The sequence below is a fragment of the Sphingopyxis sp. genome, assembly GCF_034380315.1.
Classification (GTDB): domain Bacteria; phylum Pseudomonadota; class Alphaproteobacteria; order Sphingomonadales; family Sphingomonadaceae; genus Sphingopyxis.
The window spans coordinates 75024-98464 of sequence record NZ_JAXMPB010000001.1 but is presented as its reverse complement, the minus strand read 5'-3'; the positions used below and the strand labels follow the sequence as shown (position 1 = coordinate 98464).

Here is a 23441-nt window from a genome sequence, read left to right as displayed (position 1 = left end):
GGGCCGGGATGACGGAAGGGCGCACTGCGGCTTCGGAGCGGCAAGCACGGGCCGAAAAGGCGCGGCGCTTGCCCCCCGGGGCGGGCCCGCGGATCACGGCAGGCGGGCTTTGCGGCGAAGAAGCGGCCGAGGTTTTGACGAAGGCAAGGGCGGCAAGCGACCGTTCCGATACGGGATATTCGATATATTCCGGGATCGCGGGCCGTTTGGGCATGGATGAAGGCAAAGTGTATCGGGCGTGGACGATCGGCCGCACAGGGAAAGAATCCCGAGTTGGCCAATCGGTTGGACGCGCTAGTTTGAAACCCCAGGAGATGGGTCCCTGCCTGTGCAGGGGCATGGCGAGTATAAGATCATGAATCTCGAACGACAGAGCTTTGACGTCGACGAAGTCCAAAAGGGCCCGAGCTGGGCGCCGAAGAATTGGCCGCTGATCGACAGCGACGATTTGACCGCCGCGCTGGACCCGCAGCAGATGCAGGTTGCGGTAAAGGCCGCCGCGGCGAAGGCGGGGGCGCCGTTGTCGAGCGCTGAGGTCGAACGCGCCGCCGACGATTCGATACGCGCGATGATGCTGATCCGCACCTATCGCGTGCGCGGGCATCTCGCCGCGCAGCTCGATCCGCTCGGCCTGACGAAGCGCGAGCTGCCCGCCGACCTGACCCCTGAATATCACGGCTTTGTCGGCGCCGATCAGGACCGTCCCGTCTATCTCGGCGGGACGCTGGGTCTGGAGCGTGCGACGGTGCGCGAGATCGTCGCGATCCTGCAGGGCAATTACTGCGGCCACGTCGGTCTGGAATATATGCACATCGCCGACGTCGAGGAACGCCGCTTTCTGCAGGACCGCATGGAAGGCGCCGACAAGCGCGTCGAATTCACGCCCGAAGGCAAGCAGGCGATCCTGAAGAAGGTGATCGACGCCGAAGAGTGGGAAAAATTCCTCGCCCGCAAATATGTCGGGACCAAGCGTTTCGGCCTGGATGGCGGCGAAGCGATGATCCCGGCGATGGAAGCGATCATCAAATATGGCGGCCAATATGGCGTGCGCGAAATCGTGTACGGCATGGCGCACCGCGGACGGCTCAACATGCTCGCGAACGTGATGGCCAAGCCCTATCACGTCATCTTCCACGAATTCCAGGGCGGCAGTGCCAACCCCGACGATGTCGGCGGGTCGGGCGACGTCAAATATCACCTCGGCACCTCGACCGACCGCGAATTCGACGGGATCAGCGTCCATATGTCGCTCGTCCCCAACCCCTCGCACCTCGAGGCGGTCGATCCGGTCGTGTTGGGCAAGGCGCGCGCGCAGCAGGTTCACCGCGACGACCTGGCCAAGCATGAGCAGGTGCTGCCGGTGCTGATCCACGGCGACGCGGCCTTTGCGGGGCAGGGTATCGTCTGGGAGTGCCTGGGCTTTTCGGGCGTCCCCGGCTATAACACCGGCGGCTGCATCCATTTCATCGTCAATAACCAGATCGGTTTTACGACAAGCCCACAATTTGCCAGATCGTCACCCTATCCGTCGGATGTCGCAAAGGGTGTTCAGGCGCCGATCCTGCACGTCAACGGCGACGACCCCGAAGCAGTTACGTTCGCGTGCAAGCTGGCGATCGATTTCCGCCAGCAGTTCAAGCGCGATATCGTGATCGACATGTGGTGCTATCGCCGTTTCGGCCACAATGAAGGCGACGAACCGGGCTTTACCCAGCCGCTGATGTACAAGACGATCCGCAAGCATCCGCCGGTCAGCGATATTTTTGGCGCGCGACTGGTCGATGAAGGCGTCATCGGCGGTGATTTCGTGGCCCAGCACCGCGCCGAGTTCACCGCCTATCTGGAGGATGAGTTCAAGCTTGGCGCCAATTACAAGGCGAACAAGGCCGACTGGTTCGCGGGACGCTGGTCCGGGCTTTACGCACCCAAGGATGGCGAAAACGCCCGCCGCAACGTCGAAACCGGGGTCGAACGCAAGCTGTTCGACGCGGTGGGCCGCGCGATCACGACGATCCCCGATGATGTCGATGCGCACAAGACACTGCGCCGCGTGATCGATGGGCGCGCCAACATGTTCAAGTCGGGCGAGAATTTCGACTGGGCAACCGGCGAAGCGCTCGCGTTCGGGACGCTGCTCAGCGAAGGCTATCAAGTGCGCCTGTCGGGCCAGGATTCGGGCCGCGGGACGTTCAGCCAGCGCCACGCCGTCTGGGTCGATCAGACGAGCGAGACCAAATATGTGCCGCTGAAAACGCTGCCGCACGGCCGTTTCGAAGTGCTCGACAGCCCGCTGTCCGAATATGGTGTGCTCGGGTTCGAATATGGCTATGCGATGGCCGATCCCAAGAGCCTGGTGCTGTGGGAAGCGCAGTTCGGCGACTTCGCCAATGGCGCGCAGATCATGATCGACCAGTTCATCGCGTCGGGCGAGGCGAAATGGCTGCGCGCCAACGGCCTCGTGATGCTGCTCCCCCACGGCTATGAAGGCCAGGGGCCGGAACACAGCTCGGCCCGCCTCGAACGTTTCCTGCAATTGTGCGCGGGCGACAATATCCAGGTGTGCAACATCACGACCCCGGCGAACTATTTCCACGTACTGCGCCGCCAGATGCTCCGCGATTTCCGCAAGCCGCTGATCATCATGACGCCCAAGTCACTTCTCCGCCACAAGCAGGCGGTCAGCAGCCGCGAGGAATTCCTGGGCGACAGCCACTTCATGCGCATCAAGTCCGACCTGACGCCGCCCGCCGACGACAAGGTCAAGCGGCTGGTCCTCTGTTCGGGCAAGGTCGCCTATGATCTGATGGAGGCGCGCGACAGCGCCGGTCTCGACGATGTCAGCGTGGTGCGTATCGAACAGCTTTATCCCTTCCCCGGCGACGCGCTTGCGGTGCGGCTGAAGCGGATGAAGAACCTCGAATGCGTCGTCTGGGCGCAGGAAGAACCGCGCAACAATGGCTCCTGGTTCTTCGTCAACGAACTGATCGAGGAAGCGCTGGACGATGCCGGGCACAAGGGCATGCGTCCGCGCTATGCCGGACGCCACGCCGCGGCATCCCCCGCGACCGGCCTGATGAGTCGTCACCAGACCGAACAGGCGGCCCTGGTCGCCGATGCGCTCGGCCTTAATGTCCGTGCCGAAATCCGCCGTACCAAGAACAAAGCCTGACCCCAAGGAACTGCATTATGAGCACCGAAGTCAAAGTCCCCGTATTGGGTGAAAGCGTGACCGAAGCGACCGTCGGCGAATGGCTGAAGCAGCCGGGCGACGCCGTCGCTGTCGACGAACCCATTGCCAGCCTCGAAACCGACAAGGTCGCGGTCGAAGTGCCGTCGCCGGTTGCGGGCGTGATGGGGCAACAGGTCGTCGCGGTCGGCGACACGGTCAATGTCGGCGCGGTTATCGCGACGATCGAGGCCGGTTCGGGCAAGGCGGCGGCTCCGGCCCCGGTGGCAAAGGCCGAAACGGCGGCGCCGGCACCCGCCACGACCAGCGAAGCCAGCGTCGATACCGTCACCACCATGTCGCCCGCCGTACGCCGCCTGGTACTGGAACATGGCCTGGACCCGACGAAGATCAAGGGCACCGGCAAGGATGGCCGCCTGACCAAGGAAGATGTCGTGGCCGCTGCCAACGCCGCGCCCGATGTCTCGACCGCCGCTCCTGCCGCTGCTGCTCCCGCTGCCGCGTCCGCGGCACCGGGCCGTCAGGAAGAGCGCGTCAAGATGACCCGTCTTCGTCAGACAATCGCCAAGCGGCTGAAATCGGCGCAGGATACCGCGGCGATGCTCACCACCTTCAACGACGTCGACATGACGGCGGTGATCGAGGCGCGCGCGCGTTACAAGGATCTGTTCGAAAAGAAGCATGGCGTGCGCCTGGGCTTCATGGGCTTTTTCACCAAGGCGGCCTGCCTTGCGCTCAAGGACATCCCGGCGGTCAATGGCCGCATAGATGGCGACGAGATCGTCTATCATAATTATATGGACGTCTCGGTCGCGGTCAGCGGCCCCAGCGGCCTCGTCGTTCCGGTGATCCGCAACGCCGAAGCGTTGAGCTTTGCCGGGATCGAAAAGACGATCGGCGATTTCGGCAAGCGCGCCAAGGAAGGCACGCTGACCATGGACGACATGACCGGCGGCACCTTCACCATCTCGAACGGCGGTGTATTCGGTTCGCTGATGTCGACCCCGATCATCAACCCGCCGCAGTCGGCGGTGCTCGGCCTTCACCGGATCGAGGATCGCCCGGTTGTCGTGAACGGCGAAATCGTCGTGCGCCCGATGATGTATTTGGCGCTGAGCTATGACCACCGCCTGATCGACGGCCGCGAGGCTGTGACCTTCCTGAAGACGATCAAGGAAGCGATCGAGGATCCGACGCGCTTGCTGATCGACCTGTAAGGACCGTCGCCCCGGCGAAGGCCGGGGCCGCAATTCCCCTGGGCTCCGTTGTGAGTGCCAGCGATCCCGGTTTTCGTCGGGATGACGAATGGAGTGAAAAATGGCTGATTACGACTACGACGTCCTTGTCATCGGTGCCGGCCCCGGCGGTTATGTCGCGGCGATCCGTGCGGCGCAGCTGGGCCTCAAGACCGCCTGCGCCGAAGGGCGCGAAACGCTGGGCGGCACTTGTCTCAACGTCGGCTGCATCCCGTCGAAGGCGATGCTGCACGCTTCGGAATATTTCGAAGCGGCGGCTGGCGGCGCGATGGCGGCGATGGGCATCAAGGTAAAGCCCGAACTCGACCTTCCCACCATGCACGGGCAGCGCAAGGATGCGGTAAAGGGTCTGACCGGCGGCATCGAGTATCTGTTCAAAAAGAACAAGGTCGACTGGCTGAAGGGCTATGCCGCCTTCACCGGCAAGGACAGCGTCGCGGTTGCGGGCAAGACCTATCGCGCCAAGAATATCATCATCGCGACCGGATCGTCGGTGACGCCGCTTCCGGGTGTCGAGGTCGACAATGACGGCCAGGTCATCGTCGATTCGACCGGCGCGCTCGAACTCGCGAAGGTTCCGGGGCACATGGTCGTGATCGGCGGCGGCGTGATCGGGCTGGAACTCGGCAGCGTCTGGCGCCGTCTGGGCGCCAAGGTCACCTGCGTCGAGTTTCTCGACCAGATCCTGCCCGGCATGGACGCCGACGTGCGCAAGGAAGCGAACAAGATCTTCAAGAAACAGGGGATCGAATTCAAACTGAAGACCAAGGTGACGGGTGCTGCCGTCAAGGGGAAGAAGGCGGTACTGACGCTCGAACCCGCGGCGGGCGGCGCAGCCGAAACGCTCGAGGCCGACGTCGTGCTCGTGTCGATCGGACGCCGTCCCAACACCGATGGCCTGGCGCTCGACAAGGCGGGGCTTAGCACCAACGCCCGCGGTCAGATCGAAACCGATCATGACTTCCGCACCGTGGTCGATGGCATCTGGGCGATCGGCGACGTCGTTCCCGGCCCGATGCTCGCGCACAAGGCCGAAGACGAAGGCATCGCCTGCGCCGAAAATATCGCCGGGCTGACCGGTATCGTGAACCACGATGTCATCCCGTCGGTCGTTTATACCTGGCCCGAAATCGCCGGTGTCGGCTTGACCGAGGAACAGGCGAAGGAAAAGGGCGAGGTGAAGGTCGGCAAATTCCCGATGCTCGCCAACAGCCGCGCCAAGACCAACCACGAGCCCGACGGCTTCGTAAAGGTGATCGCCGACGCCAAGACCGACCGCGTGCTTGGCGTGTGGTGCATCGCAACGGTGGCCGGTACGATGATCGCGCAGGCGGCGCAGGCGATGGAATTCGGCGCGACGTCGGAAGACATCGCCTATACCTGCCACGCGCATCCGACGCACAGCGAGGCGATCAAGGAAGCGGCCATGGCCGTGACCGGAAAGCCGATCCACATCTGATCGAGGCGAGGGGACAGGATACGACGGCGAAGCACTGGCTCTTGGGGGCGGCTTCGCTGCTCCTGCCCCTCACCGCGATACCAGCGGCGACCGCCGCCGATGTCGGAGCTGCCGCGCGTCAGCTCGATGCCCTGCTCGATCGCGACTATCCGGCGCTCGAGGCGCTGTACAAGGATCTCCACGCGCATCCCGAACTCGCGATGCAGGAAGTCCGAACCGCGAAACTTCTCGCCGACCATCTGCGCAAGGCAGGCTTTGCCGTCACCGAAAAGGTCGGAACCACCGGTGTCGTCGGCGTTATGCGCAATGGCGACGGCCCGACCATTTTGGTGCGTGCCGACATGGATGCGCTGCCGATGGAGGAAAAGACGGGCCTGGCCTGGGCCAGCAAGGTCCGCGCCACCTATGAAGGCCGCGAAACGCCGGTGATGCACGCCTGCGGCCATGACACCCATGTCGCCTATCTTGTTGGGGTCGCCCGTTCGCTCGCCGCGCTTCGCGACAGTTGGTCCGGTACCGTCGTTCTGATCGGTCAGCCGGCCGAAGAGGCGTTGGGCGGTGCGCGGGCGATGCTCGATGATGGCTTGCTCACGCGCTTTCCCCGGCCTGACTTTGGTTTTGCCGCTCACGTCACCAATCTTCCTGCGGGCAGCGTGGTGGTCAAGGCGGGGGCGACTTCTTCGGCGTCGGACAGCTATGCGATCACCTTTCACGGTCGCGGCGGGCATGGATCGATGCCGTCCGCGACGATCGACCCGATTCCGATCGCGGCGCGCTTTGTGACCGACGTGCAGACGGTGGTCAGCCGGGAAAAGGACCCGGGTGCCTTCGGGGTGCTGACCATCGGCGCGATCAATGCGGGCAGTGCGCCGAACATCATTCCCGACACCGCAGAGGTGAAGGTCAATCTTCGCTCGCACGCCGATGACGTGCGCCTCTTGCTCAAGAACGGAACCGTGCGGGCCGCCAAGGCGGCGGCGCAGATGGGCAATGCACCCGAACCGACGGTCGCCTATCTTGGTGGGACCGGGGCGCTGATTAACGACCATGCGATGGCGGCGGCGGGGGCGGCGGTGCTGAAACCGGTCTTTGGCGCCGGGCTCGTCTTTGCGCCGTCCACGACGCCGCCAATGTCGGCGAGCGAGGATTTCTCCGAATTTGTCGAAGCCGGGGTTCCGTCGCTCTATTTTGTGATTGGCGGCTATGACCCTGCCGCGCTCGCCGCGCTGAAAGCGAAGGGGGAGGCGGTGCCGACGAACCATTCCCCTTTTTTCGCACCCAGTCCCGAACCCGCGATCCGCAACGCGGTCAAGGCGATTGTCCTGTCGATTATCGGCGGCGTGCGTCCGGACGGGGAGCCGCGGCCCTAGATTGCCGTCCGGCGCATCAGCCAGCATTCGGGGCCATAGGCCGGATAGGCGATCAGCTTCGTGAAGCCGTGACGTTCCCAATAGCTGTCGGCGCCGCCGACCGCGACCAGCGTGATTTCGTCAAAACCGGCGGCGCGGGCGCACGTCTCGACGTGCGCGACGGCGGCGGCCCCGGCTCCGCTGCCGCGCGTTTCGGGGCGCAGCGCGATATCGTGCAGATAATAGGTGTCAGCGTCGGCCGGGATCGCGCCCAGCCGCTGGCCGAGTGCCGGCGGGGTGTCGCGGCACCAGGGATGGGTGATCAGATAGCCAAGCGCCGCGCCATCGCGGTCGAGAATCTGGCAGCCCGCGGGATAGAGCGCGAGCCGCTCGGCAAAGGTTTCGCGGCTTTCCGAATAGGCAGCGCCGTGTACGGCGTCGGCAATGGCAAGCACATCATCAAGGTCGCCGGCGCGCATCGGGCGCCAGCCTGTCGTTGTCGTTCCGGTCATGATGCGGCTCCTTTGCCAGCCCGCCGGGCACTTGTCACCAGCCCGCGACAGCCAAATCTTTTGACGATATAGCGCTGGCCATGAAACCCGACCTGCCCGCCCTCATCGGCATCCTCGACCTTGCCGGCATTGGCGTTTTCGCGCTGTCGGGGGCGTTGATGGCGGTCCGATTGCGGCAGACGCTCGTGACGGCGGCTTTTTTCGCCCTGCTGACCGGCGTGGGGGGCGGCAGCGTGCGCGACCTGTTGATCGGGGCGCCGGTGTTCTGGGTTCAGGATGGCGCCGTCGCCGCCGTGTGCATCGTGATCGCCCTGCTCGTTTGGATGACGCCCGAACGCTGGTGGCAGGGGCAACTTCTGGAATGGGCCGATGCGGTGGGCCTTGCCGCTTACGCCGTTTTCGGGACGGCAAAGGCCGTGGCCTGGGGCGTGCCGACGGTGCCGGCGCTGTTGATGGGCGTGATCACCGGCTGTGTCGGCGGGATCATCCGCGATGTCCTCGCCGGAGCGCCCTCGATCATTATGCGGCCTGAAATCTACGTGACGGCCGCCGCGCTCGCCTCCGGGTTGTTTCTGCTGCTCCTGTGGCTGGGCGTCGCGACGCCGGTGGCAGCCGTTGCGGGGGCCGCCGCGGGCTTTATCCTGCGCGGTGCGGCCATCCGCTGGTCGCTGGCATTGCCCAGCTATGGCGCGGATCGCACGCCCGAGGCCTGATCGCGCCGCGCTCCATAACAGTTTAATATTTCCGCGTTACAGCCCCGCGGCGCGCTGGGGGCGTTCGTGGGACCATGTATTCGACTTTGATCTTGTTCGGCGCCGGGGTGCCGGGGCCGGGCGCCGCCGCCGCGCAGGCCCCGATTTCGTCTTGGTCGTGGCTGGGCGTGATGCCGCTGTTCGCGGTGTTGCGTGCGCTTTGCTTGTCCTTGCCGCGCCGCGCTTGCCAAATCGCCGATTTATGGCAGGTTCGATTTATGAACAGCAATGTCAGCATGATCGCCGAACGGGTCCGCGGCCAGGCCGATGCCTTGCCCGAGCTGTTCGGTCGTTTCGATTTCGACCGCGCGCCCGAACGCTGGGCGCCCGAAGCGGATGCGACGAGCGAGTTGGGAAGGCTGCGCGGGGTGGATCGCGGCGCCTATTTGCACGACGATGATCTGGTTGGCCGGATCCGTGAATATACCATGCTCGGCGACCGCACCGGCGATGCCTATGCGGCGTTGATGCCGCGCCTGGGTTTCCAGCGAACCGTCGCGATGCTGGTGGAAGCTTGCGACCGGGGCGTGGATGCGGTCGCCGATGCGCCGCCCGAACTGGTCGCGTTGATCCGTGAGATGGAGGCGCGCCCCGACTGGCTGGACATGGATTTGGTCGAGGCGGGCGCCGCCTATGAACGCAATGCGACTGCGAATCTTGCCCCTTTCCTGATTCGCGGGGCCTTTATCGCGACCTTCCTCAACAAATATTCGGCCCTGCCGATGGCGCTCACCGGCACCCTCGGCCATACGACCGCCGCGCGCCGCGTAAAGGAAACCGCGACCTTCTTTGCGACGACCGCGCTCCCCGGCGCCCTCGAACGCTTTGGGGCAGGGTTCAAGGCAGCGGCGATGGTGCGGCTGATGCACTCGATGGTCCGGGTCAATCTGTTGTCGCGGCCGGGCATGTGGGATGCCGACACCTATGGCGTGCCCATTCCCCAACTCGATCAGATGCCGGCGGGCCTGATCCCCATCTACTTCCTGTCGCAGGAGGTGCTGAAAAAGGGGCGGTGCCGCTTCAACCGGGTCGAACGGGGCCGCGTCGAACTCGCGCGTTATCGCTGCTATCTTCTTGGCCTGCCCGAAGATCTGCTCGCCGATACCCCGCAGGAAATCGTGCGCATCTGGCGCACGCGCAGTGCCACGCTGCGCTATGAATATGACGATGCGATTTGCGGTGCGCTGCTTCGCGCGACGATGGACGCCGAACTGTCCAAGGCCGCATCACCCGCCGCGCGCGTAAAGCGGCGGCTCGAACGTTCGACCAGCAGGGTCTTTTTCGTGAAGGCATTTTTGAACGGCGATGCGCAGCGGGCCGAAGGCCTTGGCGTTCCGGTCGGACGCCGTGACCGGCTGGTTTACGGCGCGACGATGCTGGGCGTGGCCGGTCGCATGGCCGCCTATCGCGTCGCGTCGCGATTGCCCGTCGTGCGCCACCTTGCCGACCGCCGGCTCATTCATCGGATCGAGCGCCAGCTTGCGGGCTATGGCCACGCGGAATTCACCTCCGACGCTGCGGATTACCGTCCGGCCACCGCGCGCTGATCCGCCTTACCGTTCTCTCGTTCAAGGATTTCCATGCAGACCCAAACGACCACCGCCAACGGCATTTCCATCACATTTGAGGATCGTGGCCCGCGCGATGCCCCCCCGATCCTGCTCGTCATGGGGCTGGGCGGTCAGTTGACCCTTTGGCCAGAGGAGTTTGTTGACGCCTTGAACCAGCGCGGCTTTCGAACGATCCGCTACGACAATCGCGACGTCGGGCTGTCGACCCGCTTCGATGCGGCGGGTGTGCCCAACCTTAAATGGATGTTCCTGAAATCGGTCGTCGGGCTGCCGGTGCGCAGCGCCTATACGCTGGCCGATATGGCTGCGGACGGCATCGGCCTGCTCGATTACCTAAATATCGCCCGGGCGCATATCGTCGGCGTATCGATGGGCGGCATGATTGCGCAGCATATCGCGGCGCGCCACAGCGATCATGTCCTGTCGCTGACGTCGGTGATGTCGACGACCGGCAATCGCCGCCTGCCGCGCGCCGACCGCGAGGCCATGCGCGTGCTCACCAGCCGTCCCATGAGCGGCGATCCCGAAGAGATGATAGCCTTTTCGGTTCGCGCCGCAAAAGTCATCGGCAGCCCCGGCTTTCCGCCCGACGAGGAGCGATTGCGTCGGCGCGTCAGGAGCGATTTCGAGCGCGGATGGTATCCGCAAGGCGTGGCGCGCCAGACGGCGGCGATCGTCGCCGACGGTGATCGGCGTCCGATGCTGAAGGATATCGCCGTCCCGACGCTGGTGATCCATGGCGAGGCGGACCCGCTCGTTCCGCTGGCGGGCGGACAGGATACCGCCGCCAACATTCCCGGTGCCCGGCTCCGGACGATCCCCGGCATGGGGCACGATTTACCCCTGGCTCTGGTTGATACGCTGGCCGACGCGATCGCCGACCACGCGCGCGCCGCCCTGGTCGCAGCTTGACGGGCGGGGCGTCCAAGGCGATGCCCGCCGCGCTTCCCTAACGGAGCAGCAGCGCCAGCGTCGCGAAAAGCCCCTTTGCCTCGCCCCGGTCGGCGCGCACAACGGCCGGGCGATAGGCGCGGCAATCGAGGCAGCTTGCCTGGATCGAACCCGCCTTGGCCAGCATGGACAGGTCCTGGACGATCTGCCGCTCGGTCAATTGGCGGTTCATTGCTGCAATGCCGAACCACCCGCGCGGCGCGGCGGCAGCCTCTTCCTGCTCGCTGCCCGCCCATTGGGCGAGGAGCTTGGAAAACTCGCTGGGTTCATCCTCGAAATAGCGGGCGTGATATTGGCCCTTGATCCCGGCGCGCTTCGCCGCGTCGGCCATCGCGTCAGGCAGGCCGCCGAACTGGTCGACCAGCCCGATCTGGCGCGCCGTACCACCCGCCCAGACCCGGCCTTCGGCGATTTCCTCGATCTTCTGGACCGGCTGTTTGCGGCTTTTGGCGACCAAGCCGGTAAAGCGTGCATAGACATTCTCGACGCTGGCCTGGGCCAGCTGGTTGAACTCGTCATTCACGCCGCCCAATATGTCGGGCTGGCCCGACAGCGGCGTGGTGGCGATGCCATCGGTCGTCACGCCGACCTTCGCGAGGGTTTTTTCAAAGCTGGGCAGAATGCCGAACACGCCGATCGATCCGGTGATCGTTTCGGGCTCGGCAAAGATGCGGTCGGCGGGGGTCGATACCCAATAACCGCCCGACGCGGCGACATTGGCCATCGACACGACCACCGGCAGCTTTTTTGCCTTGGCGGCGAGCAGTGCCTGGCGAATCTGTTCGGATGCCGTCACCGATCCGCCGGGCGAATCGACACGCAGGACGATGGCCTTGACGCTGCTGTCGGCGACCGCGTCCAGAATATGCCCGGCAACGGTTTCACCGCCCGCGGTGCCGCCCTTTGCTTCGCCGTCGACGATTTCGCCGATCAACGGCACGACGGCAATGGTGTCGCCATGGGCGGCGGGGGGATTGGCGGCGACCCAGTTTTCGAGCGGGATCGCCTTATATTCCCAGGGACGGCTATCGTCGGCGGTGCCGCTGATTTGGGCGATCCGGCGTTCGAATGCCATGCGGCTTCCCAGCTTGTCGACCAGTCCGGCATCAAGCGACGCCTTGCCCAGATCGTTGCCCGCCGCGCGGACGGCGGCGGTGGTGTCGGCAATGAACGGAGCGATTTGCGCCTTGGGCCGGGCCTTCTTGATCTCGCCCAGCCAGACGTCCCACAGCGCTCCGGCATAGGCCAGATTGGCCTCCTTGGCTTCGGGCGACTGATCGCCGCGCAGATAGGGCTCGACCGCGCTTTTGAAGGTGCCGACGCGATAGATGTTCGCGGTGACGCCCAGTCGGTCCATCAGCCCCTTGTAGTAAAGGCGCGATCCGCCCGGCCCGGCGATTGCCACGCCGCCGATCGGATCGACCCATATCTCGCTGGCATGGGCCGCCAGTTGATAGCTGTCGGTGGTATAGGCGGTGGCAAAGGTCAGAACCGGTTTCTTTTTGGCGCGGACCTTGTCCATCGCCGCGCCGACTTCGGCGAGCGACACCTGGCCGCCGCCCATGAACCGATCGAGGTCGAGCACCACCGACGTCACGCGCTTGTCATCGGCCGCGCTTTCGAGCGCATGGACGACGTCGCGGACCCTGGTTTCGCGGATCTGGTTGCCGCCGGACAACGCCGAAACCGTGTCCACCTCGGCCGGCTGTTCGGTCAGCGTCCCGTTGAGGTCGATGACCAGCGCGCCTTCGCTGACCGGCAGCGCCGTATTGGGGCGGCCCGACATGATGGCGAAAAGCGCGAGGAAGAAAAGCAGCAGAAAGATCAGCGCCAGCGCGTCCTTGATCGCGACCAGGAAGCGCCAGACCTTGCGCGGAAAGCTCGTCCCGCTGCGGGGTTTGTCGTCGCCCGGAATCGGGCGGCGGACGGGGATGGCCCAGGGGCCGGCGGGATCGTTGGCGGAAGGCGCGCTGGTGTCGGTCATCGCGGCAAATTAGGGCCACGGACCCGCGTTGGCAATCAGGCTTCGACCGATGCGGCTTTTGGTCCCACCGACGACGTCAGAGCCATTTTTCCCGGCGATACCAACGCACTGTTTCCGCCAGCGCATCGGCGGTTTCGGTGTCGGGACGCCACAGCGCGGGCGGCGGTGCCGCGCCTTCGCTGACCACCCAGTCGGGATGCGCGATATAGCGCGCGCGGTCAGGAGTCAGCTTCGCGCCGCCGCGGCGTACCAGCTTGTCCAGCCGCCCTCCGGCTTTCAGCACCGTCGCGGGAATCGACAGCGTCGATACATGGTGCCGCCCGACCGCACGGCCAATCGCCTGGGCAAAGCTGCGGTGCGACCAGCCCTTGGGGTGGCCGTCGTCGGGCTCATAGGTCGCGCCGACGCTGGCATAGCGGTCGCCGCAAAGGGCGACGAGCAGCCGGGCCAGCTCGTCGACATAGATGGCCGACATGCGCCCGCTTGGCGGCAACAGGGCGATCCCGCGCCGCGCCATGCGGAACAGGTCCAGCATTTCCGTGTCGCCTGGGCCGAATACGGCGGGCGGGCGAACGATGGTCCAGTCGAGCCCACTGGCGCGGACAACCGTTTCGGCCCGCGCTTTTGACCAGCCATAGTTGGACAGGTCGGGCTCGCGCGCGGCGAGCGAGGAAACATGGACAAAGCGCGTCACGCCGGCGCCGCGTGCCGCCTCGACGACATGGCCGGTCGCGACGCCATTGCCGGCATCGAATGCGGCCCGGTCGGGTGCGTTGACCACCCCCGCGATATGCAGGACGACGTCGCTTCCTTCCGCCATGTCGGCAAGGCTGTCGGGCTTGTCGAGCGCCCCGGCGATCCAGGTGACGCCCGCCTGGTCGGGTTGCGGACGGCGGGTCAGTGCGCGCACGTGCCAGCCCGCCGCGATCGCCCGGGCCAGCGTCGCCTTGCCGACGAAGCCGGTGGCCCCGGTCATCGCGAGGACGGCGCCGGTCACAGCAGCACCAGATGGTCGCGGTGCACCATGGCCGCGCGCGGCGAATAGCCCAGCGCGGCTTCCTGCGCGTCGCGGCCGAGCCCCAGTATCGCGGCGGCGTCGGTGGCGGGATATTCGGACAGGCCGCGTGCCACGATTCGTCCGTCGGGTCCGGCGATGTCGAGAATGTCGCCGCGCGCGAACTCGCCGTTCGCGCCGGTAACGCCGGCTGCGAGCAGGCTCGCGCCGCCCTGCAACGCTTTTGCGGCGCCCGCATCGATGGTCAGCCGCCCCTTGGCGGTCAGACCGCCCGCCAGCCACGCCTTGCGCGCGCTGGCGCCGCGTTCGGCGACGAACAGGCTGTGGCGGGCTTCGGCATCTGACAGCGGTCGGCCCATACGCCCGGACGCTATCGCAAGGTGGGCGCCCGCCGCGTTGGCGATCCGGGCGGCGGCGATCTTCGACACCATGCCGCCCGATCCCATGCCCGATGCCGATCCCGTGTCGGCCATCGCTTCGATCGCGGCATCGATCCGCTCGATCCGCGCGATATGCTTGGCATCCGGCTGGGATGGGTTGCGGTCGTACAGCCCGTCGATGTCGGACAACAGGATGACCCCGCCTGCCAGGGCGGCCTGCGCGACGCGCGCCGCCAGCCGGTCATTGTCGCCAAAACGGATTTCCTCGGTCGCGACGCTGTCATTTTCGTTGATGATCGGTACGACGCCAAGGCTCAGCAGCCGGTCGAGGGTCGCGGCGGCATTCAGATAGCGACGGCGATGTTCCAGATCGTCCAGCGTCACCAGCATTTGCGCTGCGGTCAGCCCTTCGGCGCCCAACACCTCGGCCCAGACCTGGCTCAGCGCGATCTGGCCGGTCGCGGCGGCGGCCTGCGCATCCTCCAGGCTCGCGCGCCCGCCCTTGGCAAGGCCCAGACGCCGCGCGCCGAGCGCGATCGCCCCCGATGAAACGACCGCGACCTGCTGCCCCGCCTTCGTTCGCGCCGCGATATCGGCGGCGATTTCAGCCAGCCAGTCGCGGCGCACGGCGCCGTCCGGATCGACGAGCAGGGCGGAACCGATCTTCACGATCAGCCGGGAGCAGGTGGAAGGGGCGAACAACATGCGCCGCCGATAGCGCGGGCACGCCCGCGCGCCAATATTTTCCGTCAGCGCTCGCCGCCGAATGTATAGCTTAGCGCGATACCTGCCGACGGCTGATTTCGCGATCCAAAGGCGCGCGTGACCGGCGATTTCGCCGCGTCGCCGACCAGCCGGTCGTACCGCGCATAGGCGGCGATGCCCAGGCTGGGGGTCAATTGGCGCAGGAAGCCGGCTGTGACCCCGACCGCCTGGACGCCGCCGTTCGGGCGAAAGCTGGCGAGGCCGGATGCGGCGGTATCGGTGGGGGCCACTCCGAAATAGGCGCGCTGAACCTTTGCATCGGCCAGCGTAACGCGCGGCCCTATGGAAAACAGCCAATCGTCGCCGTCGCGGGCGACATAGTCGGCGCTGATATTGCCGACCCAGCCGTCGTGCCCGTTGATGCCCCGGCGGCCTTCGGCGCGAAGCCGGAAGGCGGGGGTGATCCAGGCCTGGGCAAAGGCGCCGACCTCGATCGTGCGCTTCACCTCAGGCAACTGGCCGCCGACATCCGATGCGCGGCGTTTGCGGACAAGATTGGCCGCTGGGCCGATCGAAAAGCGATCATTGCCGATCAGGCCGAGGCCGATGCTCTCGTCGGGCGCCTCGAATTCAAAAGGGGTGCCGACGGGCGAGCGCGAATAATCCATGAAGGGGCCGACACCCAGATCCTTGGCGCCCGGATATTCGGGAAAGAATTGCGGACCGATGAAGATGCGGGTGCGTTTGGCCGGGGTTTCATCGGCCTCTTCGGCCTGCGCGGGGGGCGTGGCCGGGGCGATCAGGGCCGCGCAAAACAGGGGCAGGGCGATGAAACGAGCGGTCATGGGAACTCCTTGTTGTTCCTATGATATTCGTTGCGGCGCATTTCGTTCCGCTTGGTGCCAGTGCGCCTTCGCATCCGTGCGCCGCCGGTCGCCGGCCTCGGCCGTTCAGATCGGCGACCAGTCGCCTTCGCCGTCGTCGATATCCTGCCCGTCTGCCTTGTCGGGAGCGATGGCTTCGAGCAGCTTGTCGAGCACGGAGCCGATACCGGCCCCGCTGGCGCCGGACAGCGCCATCACCGGCTGGCCGCTTTCCTCGGCGAGTTCGGCTGACAGCGCGGCGATCAGTTCCTCGTCGAGCGTGTCGACCTTGTTGAGCGCGACGATCACCGGCTTGTCGAGCAGCCCGCCGCCATAGGCTTCGAGCTCGTCGCGCACGATGCGATAGCTGGTCGCGACATCCGCGTCATTCGCATCGACGAGGTGCAGCAGAACGCGGCACCGCTCGATATGGCCAAGGAAACGGTCGCCGATCCCGGCGCCGTCGGCGGCGCCCTCGATCAGTCCCGGAATGTCGGCGACGACAAATTCATGCCCCTTGTGGCTGACGACGCCGAGCTGCGGCCGGGTGGTGGTAAAAGCATAGGCGCCGACCTTGGCCTGGGCGTTGGTGACGGCGTTGATGAAGGTCGATTTGCCCGCGTTGGGCAGGCCGACAAGCCCCGCATCGGCGAGCAGCTTCAGCCGCAGCCATACCCACATTTCCTCGCCCGGCCATCCCGGCCCATGCTGGCGCGGGGCGCGGTTGGTCGAACTTTTGTAACTGGCATTGCCGCGCCCGCCGTCGCCGCCGCGCAGAAAGACGATGCGTTCGCCTTCCTTGGTCAAATCGGCAAGCAAGCTGCGCTCGTCGTCATCGGCAAGGATCTGGGTCCCCACCGGAACCGCGATGACCAGATCGTCGCCGCCCGCGCCGGTGCGGTCGCGCCCCGCGCCGGGGGTGCCGCGTCGCGCCTTGAAATGCTGGGTATAGCGAAAGTCGATCAGCGTGTTGAGCCCGGCGACCGCCTCGAACACAATGTCGCCGCCCTTGCCGCCATTGCCGCCGTCGGGGCCGCCATATTCGATATATTTTTCGCGCCGGAAACTGACGGCGCCGGGGCCGCCGTCGCCGGATTTCACGAATATCTTGGCTTGGTCGAGGAAATGCATGGTGAGGCCTTATGGGGCGGAAGCGGTAACGCTACACTATATATGATCGTTCGCGTCGGTCGAAGTCGCAACGTCCCAGGGCTTGGGCCAAAGGATGTCCGGGCTGCGCACGATGCGAAACGGGGGAAAGGCGACAGCCTCTAGCGCCCGCACAAGCCGATGGCGAGTCCTTAGGCGGCCGGTTTTCCACCTTGCTCGGCCCAAAAGGCAGCGATGCGACCCGAAATCAGTTCGGTCGCCAGTGCGCGCGCCGTGTCGCGCGGCAGGTCGAGCGCCGCCGCCATGGGGCCGCCAAGCTGCGCATCGCCCAGCGCCATCAGCACCAGCGCAAGCGTATCTTCGTGCATCAGCCGCTTTTCCTGCGCGCCCGGCGCCATGCCGTCGATCAGGCGATGGATCGCGTCGATGATCGGGTCCAGCGCGTCTTCATTGCCGCTGATCAGCATCCACGACGCCAGCCCGCCCGCGCCGCCCTGATCGAATGTGTCGAATGCCAGGTCGACGATTTCGCGCACATTCCGGGCGCCCGGCGGCGATCCGGCCATTTTCTCGCCGATCGTCGCGCAGGCGGTTTCGGCAAGATAGGCAGCCAGCGCCTTTTGCAGTCCGGCCGCGCTGCCGAAATGGTGCAGCAGATTGGCATGGGTGCGGTCGATCCGCGCCGCCACGGCTTTCAGCGTCACCGCCTGCGGGCCGGCCTCGATCAGGATCAGCCGGGCGGCCTCCAGCGCGACCGAACGGCTTTCTTCCGGGCTGAGCCGCTTCTTCACTATTGACACCACTGTAAGTAAATCCTATCTCGTTGCCCCACGGCGCCCCCGCGCCATACGCTTCTTTTCGACGGTGAGGAACATATGTCCAGCCCTTCGCTCTCTCCGACCCCATCCGACCTTGCGATTACCCCGCGCGACATGCGCTTTGGGCGTGACGATCGACAGGGGCGCTGGTGGCTGAACGGCGATCCGATCGCCTCCGCCTTTCATACCGCCCTGTCGGTCACATTTCCGAAGGGGGAGGCGATGTTCATCGAAGCAGTGAAGGCGCATCGCGACGGCGTGCCTGAAAAGCTGGCGCGCGAAATCCGCGCCTTCACCCAGCAGGAAGTGATTCACAGCCGCGAACATGTCGTCTTCAACCGCAAGGCGGCCGAGGCGGGATATGATCTGTCCGAACTCGAGGCCGATGTCGACGAGGTGATGGAACTGATCAAGACCCGTCCGGCCATCGTCAACCTCGCCGCGACGATTGCGCTTGAACATTATACCGCGATGATGGCGGCGATCATGCTGCGCGACGACAAGATGTATGCCGGCGCCGAACCCGAATGGGCCGCGCTCTGGAAATGGCACGCGATCGAGGAAATCGAGCACAAGGGCGTCGCCTATGACACCTGGATGCACGCGACCAGGGACTGGAGCCGCTGGAAACGCTGGCGGATGAAGTCGCTGATGATGTTGATCATCACGCTGCGCTTCTGGCCGCGCCGCGTCGCCGGGATGAAGGCGTTGCTGAAACAGGACGGATTGTCGGGCTGGCGCGTATCGATGCGGATCTGGGCCTATCTGCTGGGTCGTCCGGGTATTTTGCGTCGAAGCTTTCTGCCCTGGCTGGCCTATTTCCTGCCGGGCTTCCATCCATGGAATCATGACGACCGGTCGCTGATCCGCAAATATGAAAGCGACTATGCCGACGCGATCATGCCCGCGCATGCGTCGGCGGCGCCCGTCAAGGCGCAGGACGAGTTGGCGACCGCAGTCGCCTGACACCGGGGCTGCTGCGAAGGCGAGGGGGCTTCTTCTCCTCTCCCCAGATGCTTTCGAACCTTTGCAGCAACCTTGGCCCGCGCCCTGGGGGCGGTTCCGATCCCGATTGACCGCGTGCCGCCCGGTGCGCCATGTCGGGCCCATGTTTACCTCGCCACCGACCCTCGAAACCGACCGGCTGCGCCTGCGCGGCCAGCGTCTCGCCGACAAGCATGACCATATCGCCATGTGGGCGGACGAGCGTGTGACCCGCTTCATCGGCGGGGAACCGCGCACGCCCGACGTCAGCTGGGGAAAATATCTGAGCTCTGCGGGGCTCTGGCCGGTGATGGGCTTTGGCTATTGGGTCTTTGCCGACCGGGCGAGCGACCGGCTGATCGGAATGGGCGGCCTGTCCTATTTCTGTCGCGGCATTCCCGAACTGGAAGATGTGCCCGAAGCGGGCTGGGCCTTTGGCGCCGACCATTGGGGCGGGGGGCTGGCGACCGAGGCGATGGGGGCGGCTCTCGGCTGGGCCGACGACCATCTCGACGCGGCGGAGGTCCGCTGCATCATCGACATCGGCAATACCGCATCGGAACGGGTCGCGGCAAAGCTCGGCTTTCGGCGTATCGGCGAAAGCGACGCGCTGGGCCATGTGGTCGCACTATATGGCCGGCCAAGGGGAGGGTAGCAGCCTCGCCCCGGACCGGGGCCGGGGTGGGCGCAATCGCGAAGGGAATTGGCTCAGGCCGCCTCGACCACCAGCACGCCGCCATCGGCGCTGACGACACGAACCTTGGTGCCTTCGGCGGCGTCGGGACCGCGCACGGGCCATTCGCCGTCACCGACCCGCGCCCGTCCGCGGCCATCCTCGATCGCCCGCGTCACGGTCAATATTTCACCGACCAGCCGTCCGGCGCGCTGGTTCAGCTGCGGATCGGCGCTGGTGATCGGATTGTCGCGCAGCCATTTGCGCGCCGCATAAAGCGCCACAAAGGACAATATCGCGAAAATGCCGAGCTGGGCCGGGACCGCGATCGGCACCACCCAGGCGATGACGCCGGTGACGATCGCCGCGGCGCCCAGCCAGATCAGGAAAAAGCCGGGCATGACGATTTCCGCCGCGGCGAGCAGGACGCCCAGCGACAGCCACGCCCAATGCGGTTCCATATGGGTCAGCCAGTCGGGCATCTCAGCCTCCCGCCTTGTGGTCGAGCGCGTCCTTGGCGAGCGCGCCGATGCCGCCCAGCGTGCCGATCAGCTGGGTCGCCTCGACCGGGAACAGGATCGTCTTGCTGTTCGGGCTGGTTGCGAACTGGCTCACCGCCTCGACATATTTCTGCGCGACGAAATAGTTGATCGCCTGGGCATTGCCGCTGGCGATCGCGTCCGACACCATCTGGGTCGCCTTGGCCTCCGCTTCAGCCTCGCGCTCGCGGGCTTCGGCGTCGCGGAAGGCGGCCTCGCGGCGCCCTTCGGCCTGCAAAATCTGGCCCTGCTTCTCACCCTCGGCGCGCAGGATTTCCGATGCGCGCAGCCCCTCTGCTTCCAAAATGGCGGCGCGCTTTTCGCGTTCGGCTTTCATCTGCCGGGCCATCGCGTTCGAAATGTCGGCGGGCGGGCGGATGTCCTTGATCTCGACGCGGGTGATCTTGACCCCCCAGGGCGTCGTTGCATCGTCGACGACATGGAGCAGCCGGGCGTTGATCTCGTCGCGTTTCGACAGCGTTTCGTCGAGGTCCATCGACCCCATCACGGTGCGCAGGTTGGTCGTCGTCAGGTTCATGATCGACAGATAAAGGTCGCTGACCTCATAGGCCGCCTTGGCCGCGTCGAGGACCTGAAAGAACACCACCCCGTCGACCGCGACCATCGCATTGTCTTTGGTGATGATTTCCTGGCCCGGAATGTCGAGCACCTGTTCCATCATGTTCACCTTGCGACCGACGCGGTCAAAGATCGGCATGATGAAATTGAGCCCCGGCTGCGCCGTGTGCGTGTAACGGCCGAAGCGTTCGATCGTATAGGCAAAGCCCTGGCGCACTGGCGTCAGCGCCCAGACTAGGAACACCAGCGCCAATACCACCAGTGCGAGTGCGAATTCCATCGATCATCCCCTCAATCAAATTGCTGTTCGCGATCCGTCTTCCTTATTGCGGGAACCGTGTGGCTGCGCCAGACAAAAGCGCATGACCCTTGCACCATTCGCTCCCCGATCGCTGCTTTATGTTCCCGGATCCAATGCACGGGCGCTCGAAAAGGCGCGCGGTCTCGCCGCCGACATGCTGATCATCGATCTGGAGGATGCGGTTCCCGCGGCGCGCAAGGCGGAGGCGCGGGCCGCGATGCGCGATGCCGTCGTGGCGGGTTATGTGGGCAAGCGGGTTGCGGTGCGGATCAACGGGACGGGCAGCGACGAACAGGCGGCGGACCTCGCGGCGCTCGATGGACTGGCGCTCGATGCGGTGGTGTTGCCCAAGGTCGATGCCCCCGCCGATCTCGACCCCGCCCGGGGGCTTGGCGTGCCGCTGTTCGCGATGATCGAGACCCCGGCGGCGATCTATGCGGCGCGCGATATTGCTGGCGACCCGGCAACGCATGGCCTGATCGCCGGACTCAACGATCTGGCGCACGAGCTTCGGCTCCCTGACGGCATGGATCGCGGTGCGATGAGCCATGCGATCCAGGCGATCGTGCTCGCGGCGCGGGCGGCCGGAACGTGGTGCTTTGACGGTGTCTATAATGCGATCGATGATGCCGCGGGCTTCGCGGCCGAGGCGGCCGAAGGGCGGCGGCTGGGTTTCGACGGCAAAACGCTGATCCACCCGTCGCAGGTCGATCCGTGCAATGCTGCCTTCGCACCAAGCGCGCGGGAGATTGCGGCGGCCGCGGCGCTGGTCGCCGCCGCAACCGGCGGGGCGCAGCGGCATGACGGACGGATGATCGAGGATATGCACGTCGCGGCGGCGCGCGCGCTGCTGGACCGCGCCGCGCGGGACTGAGCCAGCCGGTCATTTATCGTTCGACGAACGCGCCTTGCCGGGGGCGGACGATCGTGCCATGCGACACGGCCATGCAGATGATGACGTTTCGGGTCGCGGTCGCGGCCATCGCCCTGGTTGCCGGCTCCGGTGTTTCCGCTGCCCCTGCCAAGACCGCCGATACGCCGATTACCGAGGCTGATCTCGCCGCCCATATCCGGGCGCTGTCCGATGATGCTTTCGAAGGACGGGCACCCGGAACGGCGGGCGAGGATCGGACCATCGCCTATATTGTCGGCGAGTGGGCAAGGGCGGGGCTCGCGGCGGTGCCGGGCAGTGAAACGCCCTGGCTGCAACCTGTTCCGCTAGTCGAAAGCCGCGCGCTGGGCGGCGCAGCCCAATTCCGGGTCAAGGGCCGCCCCTTTGCCCTCGAAGAAGATGGGGTCATCCTCAGCGGCCGCGACAGCGATGTGGCGATGGCCGACGTGCCGACGGTCTTCGTCGGCTATGGCATCGACGGTGCGGGCAAGGTCAATGCCGATGTCGCGGGCAAGCTTGCGATCATGCTGTTCGACAATGCGCCCTTCGGCGAAAAACTGCCGCGCTATCGCGAACGGCGCCAGATGCTTGCCGATGCCGGCGCGGCGGGGGTGCTGGTGATCGCGACCGATGCGCTGCCCTGGGACCAGCTGCGCGGCGCGGTCGATGGCCCGTCGATCCGGCTGGCCGCGGCAAAGGCCGGTGCGCCGGTCAGCGGCTTTCTGTCGCCGAAGGCTGCCGACGCGCTGTTCGAAAAGGCCGGGTTCAAGGGCGATGTCTTGCGCGAGGCCGCGAAAGCGCCCGCCTATCGCGGGGCGGTGCTGCCGGTGACCGCCAATCTTGCGACCAAGGCGGAGGTTCGCGCTTTCGACAGCCATAATGTCATCGCCAAGCTTCCCGGCGCAAAACCCGACGGCAAGGCAGTGCTTTTCCTTGGGCATTGGGACCATCTCGGCATCTGTCGTCCGGAGGGCGCCGCCGATCGCATCTGCAACGGGGCGGTCGATAATGCGAGCGGGATTGCAGTGCTGATCGAGGTGGCAAAACGGCTTGCCGCCGGACCCCGGCCCGATCGCGACATTTATTTCCTGGCGACCACGGCGGAGGAGCGCGGCTTGCTCGGCGCCTATCATTTCGCCGACCATCCGGTGGTGCCGCTTCAGGATATTGCCGTGGCGCTGAATGTCGATACCGTCGCCATTTCGCCGCGCGGCACGCCCGTCGCGACGATTGGCCGCGGACGGCTCGCGCATGACGCGCTGGTCCGCGATGTTGCGGTCGGGCTCGGTCGCACGCTCGATACCGATGGCGAGGCCGATGCCTTTGTTCAGCGGCAGGACGGCTGGGCGCTCGGCGCCAAGGATGTGCCGTCGCTGATGGTCGGCGGCAGCTTTTCCGACATGGGGCTGCTCATGAAATTTCTCGAAAGCGATTATCATGGGCCCGCCGACCAGTTTTCGGACCGGATACCGCTGGGCGGCGCAGCAGAGGATGCCGACCTGCACGTCGCGTTGGGCCGGGCCTTTGCGGACAGCAAGCGCTGGCCGGGGGAATGATCCCC

General features: G+C 65.7%; 20 protein-coding genes. 11 read left to right on the top strand and 9 right to left on the bottom strand.

The genetic code is table 11. The features are described from left to right. Positions 1–355: 355 nt before the first annotated feature. The 4 genes from U0S50_RS00490 to U0S50_RS00475 all read left to right on the top strand — a co-directional run bounded on the left by U0S50_RS00490 (position 356) and on the right by U0S50_RS00475 (position 7272). Positions 356–3169 carry a 2-oxoglutarate dehydrogenase E1 component gene (locus U0S50_RS00490; RefSeq protein ID WP_322306789.1) on the top strand — a complete coding sequence of 938 codons (2814 nt, stop codon included), beginning with the start codon at positions 356–358 and terminating at the stop codon, positions 3167–3169. 17 nt (positions 3170–3186) lie between these two features. After that, positions 3187–4404 (top strand): 2-oxoglutarate dehydrogenase complex dihydrolipoyllysine-residue succinyltransferase, encoded by a 1218-nt coding sequence (gene odhB, locus U0S50_RS00485; RefSeq protein ID WP_322306788.1) that lies wholly within the window; start codon positions 3187–3189, stop codon positions 4402–4404. A gap of 100 nt (positions 4405–4504) precedes the next feature. Next, positions 4505–5902: a dihydrolipoyl dehydrogenase gene (lpdA, locus tag U0S50_RS00480; protein WP_322306787.1), complete on the top strand. Its 1398-nt coding sequence runs from the start codon at positions 4505–4507 to the stop codon at positions 5900–5902. 41 nt (positions 5903–5943) lie between these two features. Continuing rightward, complete coding sequence (locus U0S50_RS00475) at positions 5944–7272, top strand: amidohydrolase (protein ID WP_322306786.1); 1329 nt, start codon at positions 5944–5946, stop codon at positions 7270–7272. On the opposite strand, the gene U0S50_RS00470 is transcribed toward U0S50_RS00475, so the two are convergent. Next, positions 7269–7763: a GNAT family N-acetyltransferase gene (locus tag U0S50_RS00470; protein WP_322306785.1), complete on the bottom strand. Its 495-nt coding sequence runs from the start codon at positions 7761–7763 to the stop codon at positions 7269–7271. The genes U0S50_RS00475 and U0S50_RS00470 overlap by 4 nt on opposite strands. 80 nt (positions 7764–7843) lie before the next feature. On the opposite strand from U0S50_RS00470, the gene U0S50_RS00465 reads away from it, so the two are divergent. The 3 genes from U0S50_RS00465 to U0S50_RS00455 all read left to right on the top strand — a co-directional run bounded on the left by U0S50_RS00465 (position 7844) and on the right by U0S50_RS00455 (position 10998). Then, positions 7844–8476 (top strand): trimeric intracellular cation channel family protein, encoded by a 633-nt coding sequence (locus tag U0S50_RS00465; protein WP_322306784.1) that lies wholly within the window; start codon positions 7844–7846, stop codon positions 8474–8476. Positions 8477–8733: 257 nt separating this feature from the next. Continuing rightward, entirely contained in the window at positions 8734–10062 is a 1329-nt protein-coding gene (locus U0S50_RS00460; RefSeq protein ID WP_322306783.1) for an oxygenase MpaB family protein, read from the top strand. Between the two features lie 33 nt (positions 10063–10095). Next, on the top strand, positions 10096–10998 hold the full coding sequence (locus U0S50_RS00455; RefSeq protein WP_322306782.1) for an alpha/beta fold hydrolase: 903 nt from the start codon (positions 10096–10098) through the stop codon (positions 10996–10998). Between the two features lie 37 nt (positions 10999–11035). On the opposite strand, the gene sppA is transcribed toward U0S50_RS00455, so the two are convergent. The 6 genes from sppA to U0S50_RS00425 all read right to left on the bottom strand — a co-directional run bounded on the left by sppA (position 11036) and on the right by U0S50_RS00425 (position 17894). Further along, positions 11036–13021 (bottom strand): signal peptide peptidase SppA, encoded by a 1986-nt coding sequence (gene sppA / locus U0S50_RS00450; protein ID WP_322306781.1) that lies wholly within the window; start codon positions 13019–13021, stop codon positions 11036–11038. A gap of 76 nt (positions 13022–13097) precedes the next feature. Then, complete coding sequence (locus tag U0S50_RS00445; protein WP_322307265.1) at positions 13098–13997, bottom strand: NAD-dependent epimerase/dehydratase family protein; 900 nt, start codon at positions 13995–13997, stop codon at positions 13098–13100. A gap of 17 nt (positions 13998–14014) precedes the next feature. Next, entirely contained in the window at positions 14015–15121 is a 1107-nt protein-coding gene (proB, locus tag U0S50_RS00440; protein ID WP_322306780.1) for a glutamate 5-kinase, read from the bottom strand. Positions 15122–15165: 44 nt separating this feature from the next. Further along, positions 15166–15966: a MipA/OmpV family protein gene (locus U0S50_RS00435; protein ID WP_322306779.1), complete on the bottom strand. Its 801-nt coding sequence runs from the start codon at positions 15964–15966 to the stop codon at positions 15166–15168. A gap of 105 nt (positions 15967–16071) precedes the next feature. Beyond that, complete coding sequence (obgE, locus tag U0S50_RS00430) at positions 16072–17115, bottom strand: GTPase ObgE (protein WP_322306778.1); 1044 nt, start codon at positions 17113–17115, stop codon at positions 16072–16074. 170 nt (positions 17116–17285) lie between these two features. After that, positions 17286–17894, bottom strand: a complete 609-nt coding sequence (locus U0S50_RS00425) for a TetR/AcrR family transcriptional regulator (RefSeq protein ID WP_322307264.1) — start codon at positions 17892–17894, stop codon at positions 17286–17288. A 75-nt stretch (positions 17895–17969) separates the two neighbouring features. Between U0S50_RS00425 and U0S50_RS00420 the strand changes: the two genes are divergently transcribed. Both U0S50_RS00420 and U0S50_RS00415 read left to right on the top strand, forming a co-directional pair. Continuing rightward, positions 17970–18878 carry a metal-dependent hydrolase gene (locus U0S50_RS00420; RefSeq protein ID WP_322306777.1) on the top strand — a complete coding sequence of 303 codons (909 nt, stop codon included), beginning with the start codon at positions 17970–17972 and terminating at the stop codon, positions 18876–18878. Between the two features lie 142 nt (positions 18879–19020). Next, positions 19021–19551: a GNAT family N-acetyltransferase gene (locus U0S50_RS00415; RefSeq protein ID WP_322306776.1), complete on the top strand. Its 531-nt coding sequence runs from the start codon at positions 19021–19023 to the stop codon at positions 19549–19551. Between the two features lie 53 nt (positions 19552–19604). Here U0S50_RS00415 and U0S50_RS00410 read toward each other — a convergent pair whose 3' ends face one another. Together U0S50_RS00410 and U0S50_RS00405 are read right to left on the bottom strand one after the other, a co-directional pair. Then, positions 19605–20051 carry an NfeD family protein gene (locus tag U0S50_RS00410; protein WP_322306775.1) on the bottom strand — a complete coding sequence of 149 codons (447 nt, stop codon included), beginning with the start codon at positions 20049–20051 and terminating at the stop codon, positions 19605–19607. A 1-nt stretch (position 20052) separates the two neighbouring features. Continuing rightward, positions 20053–20967, bottom strand: coding sequence for an SPFH domain-containing protein (locus U0S50_RS00405; protein WP_322306774.1), 915 nt, complete (start codon positions 20965–20967; stop codon positions 20053–20055). Positions 20968–21049: 82 nt separating this feature from the next. On the opposite strand from U0S50_RS00405, the gene U0S50_RS00400 reads away from it, so the two are divergent. Together U0S50_RS00400 and U0S50_RS00395 are read left to right on the top strand one after the other, a co-directional pair. After that, a complete protein-coding gene (locus U0S50_RS00400) occupies positions 21050–21862 on the top strand; it encodes a CoA ester lyase (protein ID WP_322306773.1) in 813 nt (270 codons plus the stop codon). Positions 21863–21939: 77 nt separating this feature from the next. Next, the gene (locus U0S50_RS00395; protein WP_322306772.1) at positions 21940–23436 is read left to right on the top strand and encodes a M28 family peptidase; all 1497 of its coding nucleotides are present in this window, start codon (positions 21940–21942) and stop codon (positions 23434–23436) included. The last annotated feature ends 5 nt before the right edge of the window (positions 23437–23441 follow it).

Excerpts from the sequence above, each read along its gene's own strand:
- U0S50_RS00400 (WP_322306773.1), top strand. The coding sequence starts at position 21,050 with ATGACCCTTGCACCATTCGCTCCCCGATCGCTGCTTTATGTTCCCGGA.
- U0S50_RS00490 (WP_322306789.1), top strand. The coding sequence starts at position 356 with ATGAATCTCGAACGACAGAGCTTTGACGTCGACGAAGTCCAAAAGGGC.
- proB (WP_322306780.1), bottom strand. The coding sequence starts at position 15,121 with ATGTTGTTCGCCCCTTCCACCTGCTCCCGGCTGATCGTGAAGATCGGT.
- U0S50_RS00415 (WP_322306776.1), top strand. The coding sequence starts at position 19,021 with ATGTTTACCTCGCCACCGACCCTCGAAACCGACCGGCTGCGCCTGCGC.
- U0S50_RS00455 (WP_322306782.1), top strand. The coding sequence starts at position 10,096 with ATGCAGACCCAAACGACCACCGCCAACGGCATTTCCATCACATTTGAG.
- U0S50_RS00405 (WP_322306774.1), bottom strand. The coding sequence starts at position 20,967 with ATGGAATTCGCACTCGCACTGGTGGTATTGGCGCTGGTGTTCCTAGTC.
- U0S50_RS00465 (WP_322306784.1), top strand. The coding sequence starts at position 7,844 with ATGAAACCCGACCTGCCCGCCCTCATCGGCATCCTCGACCTTGCCGGC.
- U0S50_RS00470 (WP_322306785.1), bottom strand. The coding sequence starts at position 7,763 with ATGACCGGAACGACAACGACAGGCTGGCGCCCGATGCGCGCCGGCGAC.
- U0S50_RS00435 (WP_322306779.1), bottom strand. The coding sequence starts at position 15,966 with ATGACCGCTCGTTTCATCGCCCTGCCCCTGTTTTGCGCGGCCCTGATC.
- U0S50_RS00445 (WP_322307265.1), bottom strand. The coding sequence starts at position 13,997 with ATGACCGGGGCCACCGGCTTCGTCGGCAAGGCGACGCTGGCCCGGGCG.
- lpdA (WP_322306787.1), top strand. The coding sequence starts at position 4,505 with ATGGCTGATTACGACTACGACGTCCTTGTCATCGGTGCCGGCCCCGGC.
- odhB (WP_322306788.1), top strand. The coding sequence starts at position 3,187 with ATGAGCACCGAAGTCAAAGTCCCCGTATTGGGTGAAAGCGTGACCGAA.
- U0S50_RS00460 (WP_322306783.1), top strand. The coding sequence starts at position 8,734 with ATGAACAGCAATGTCAGCATGATCGCCGAACGGGTCCGCGGCCAGGCC.
- U0S50_RS00420 (WP_322306777.1), top strand. The coding sequence starts at position 17,970 with ATGTCCAGCCCTTCGCTCTCTCCGACCCCATCCGACCTTGCGATTACC.
- U0S50_RS00395 (WP_322306772.1), top strand. The coding sequence starts at position 21,940 with ATGATGACGTTTCGGGTCGCGGTCGCGGCCATCGCCCTGGTTGCCGGC.
- obgE (WP_322306778.1), bottom strand. The coding sequence starts at position 17,115 with ATGCATTTCCTCGACCAAGCCAAGATATTCGTGAAATCCGGCGACGGC.
- U0S50_RS00410 (WP_322306775.1), bottom strand. The coding sequence starts at position 20,051 with ATGCCCGACTGGCTGACCCATATGGAACCGCATTGGGCGTGGCTGTCG.
- sppA (WP_322306781.1), bottom strand. The coding sequence starts at position 13,021 with ATGACCGACACCAGCGCGCCTTCCGCCAACGATCCCGCCGGCCCCTGG.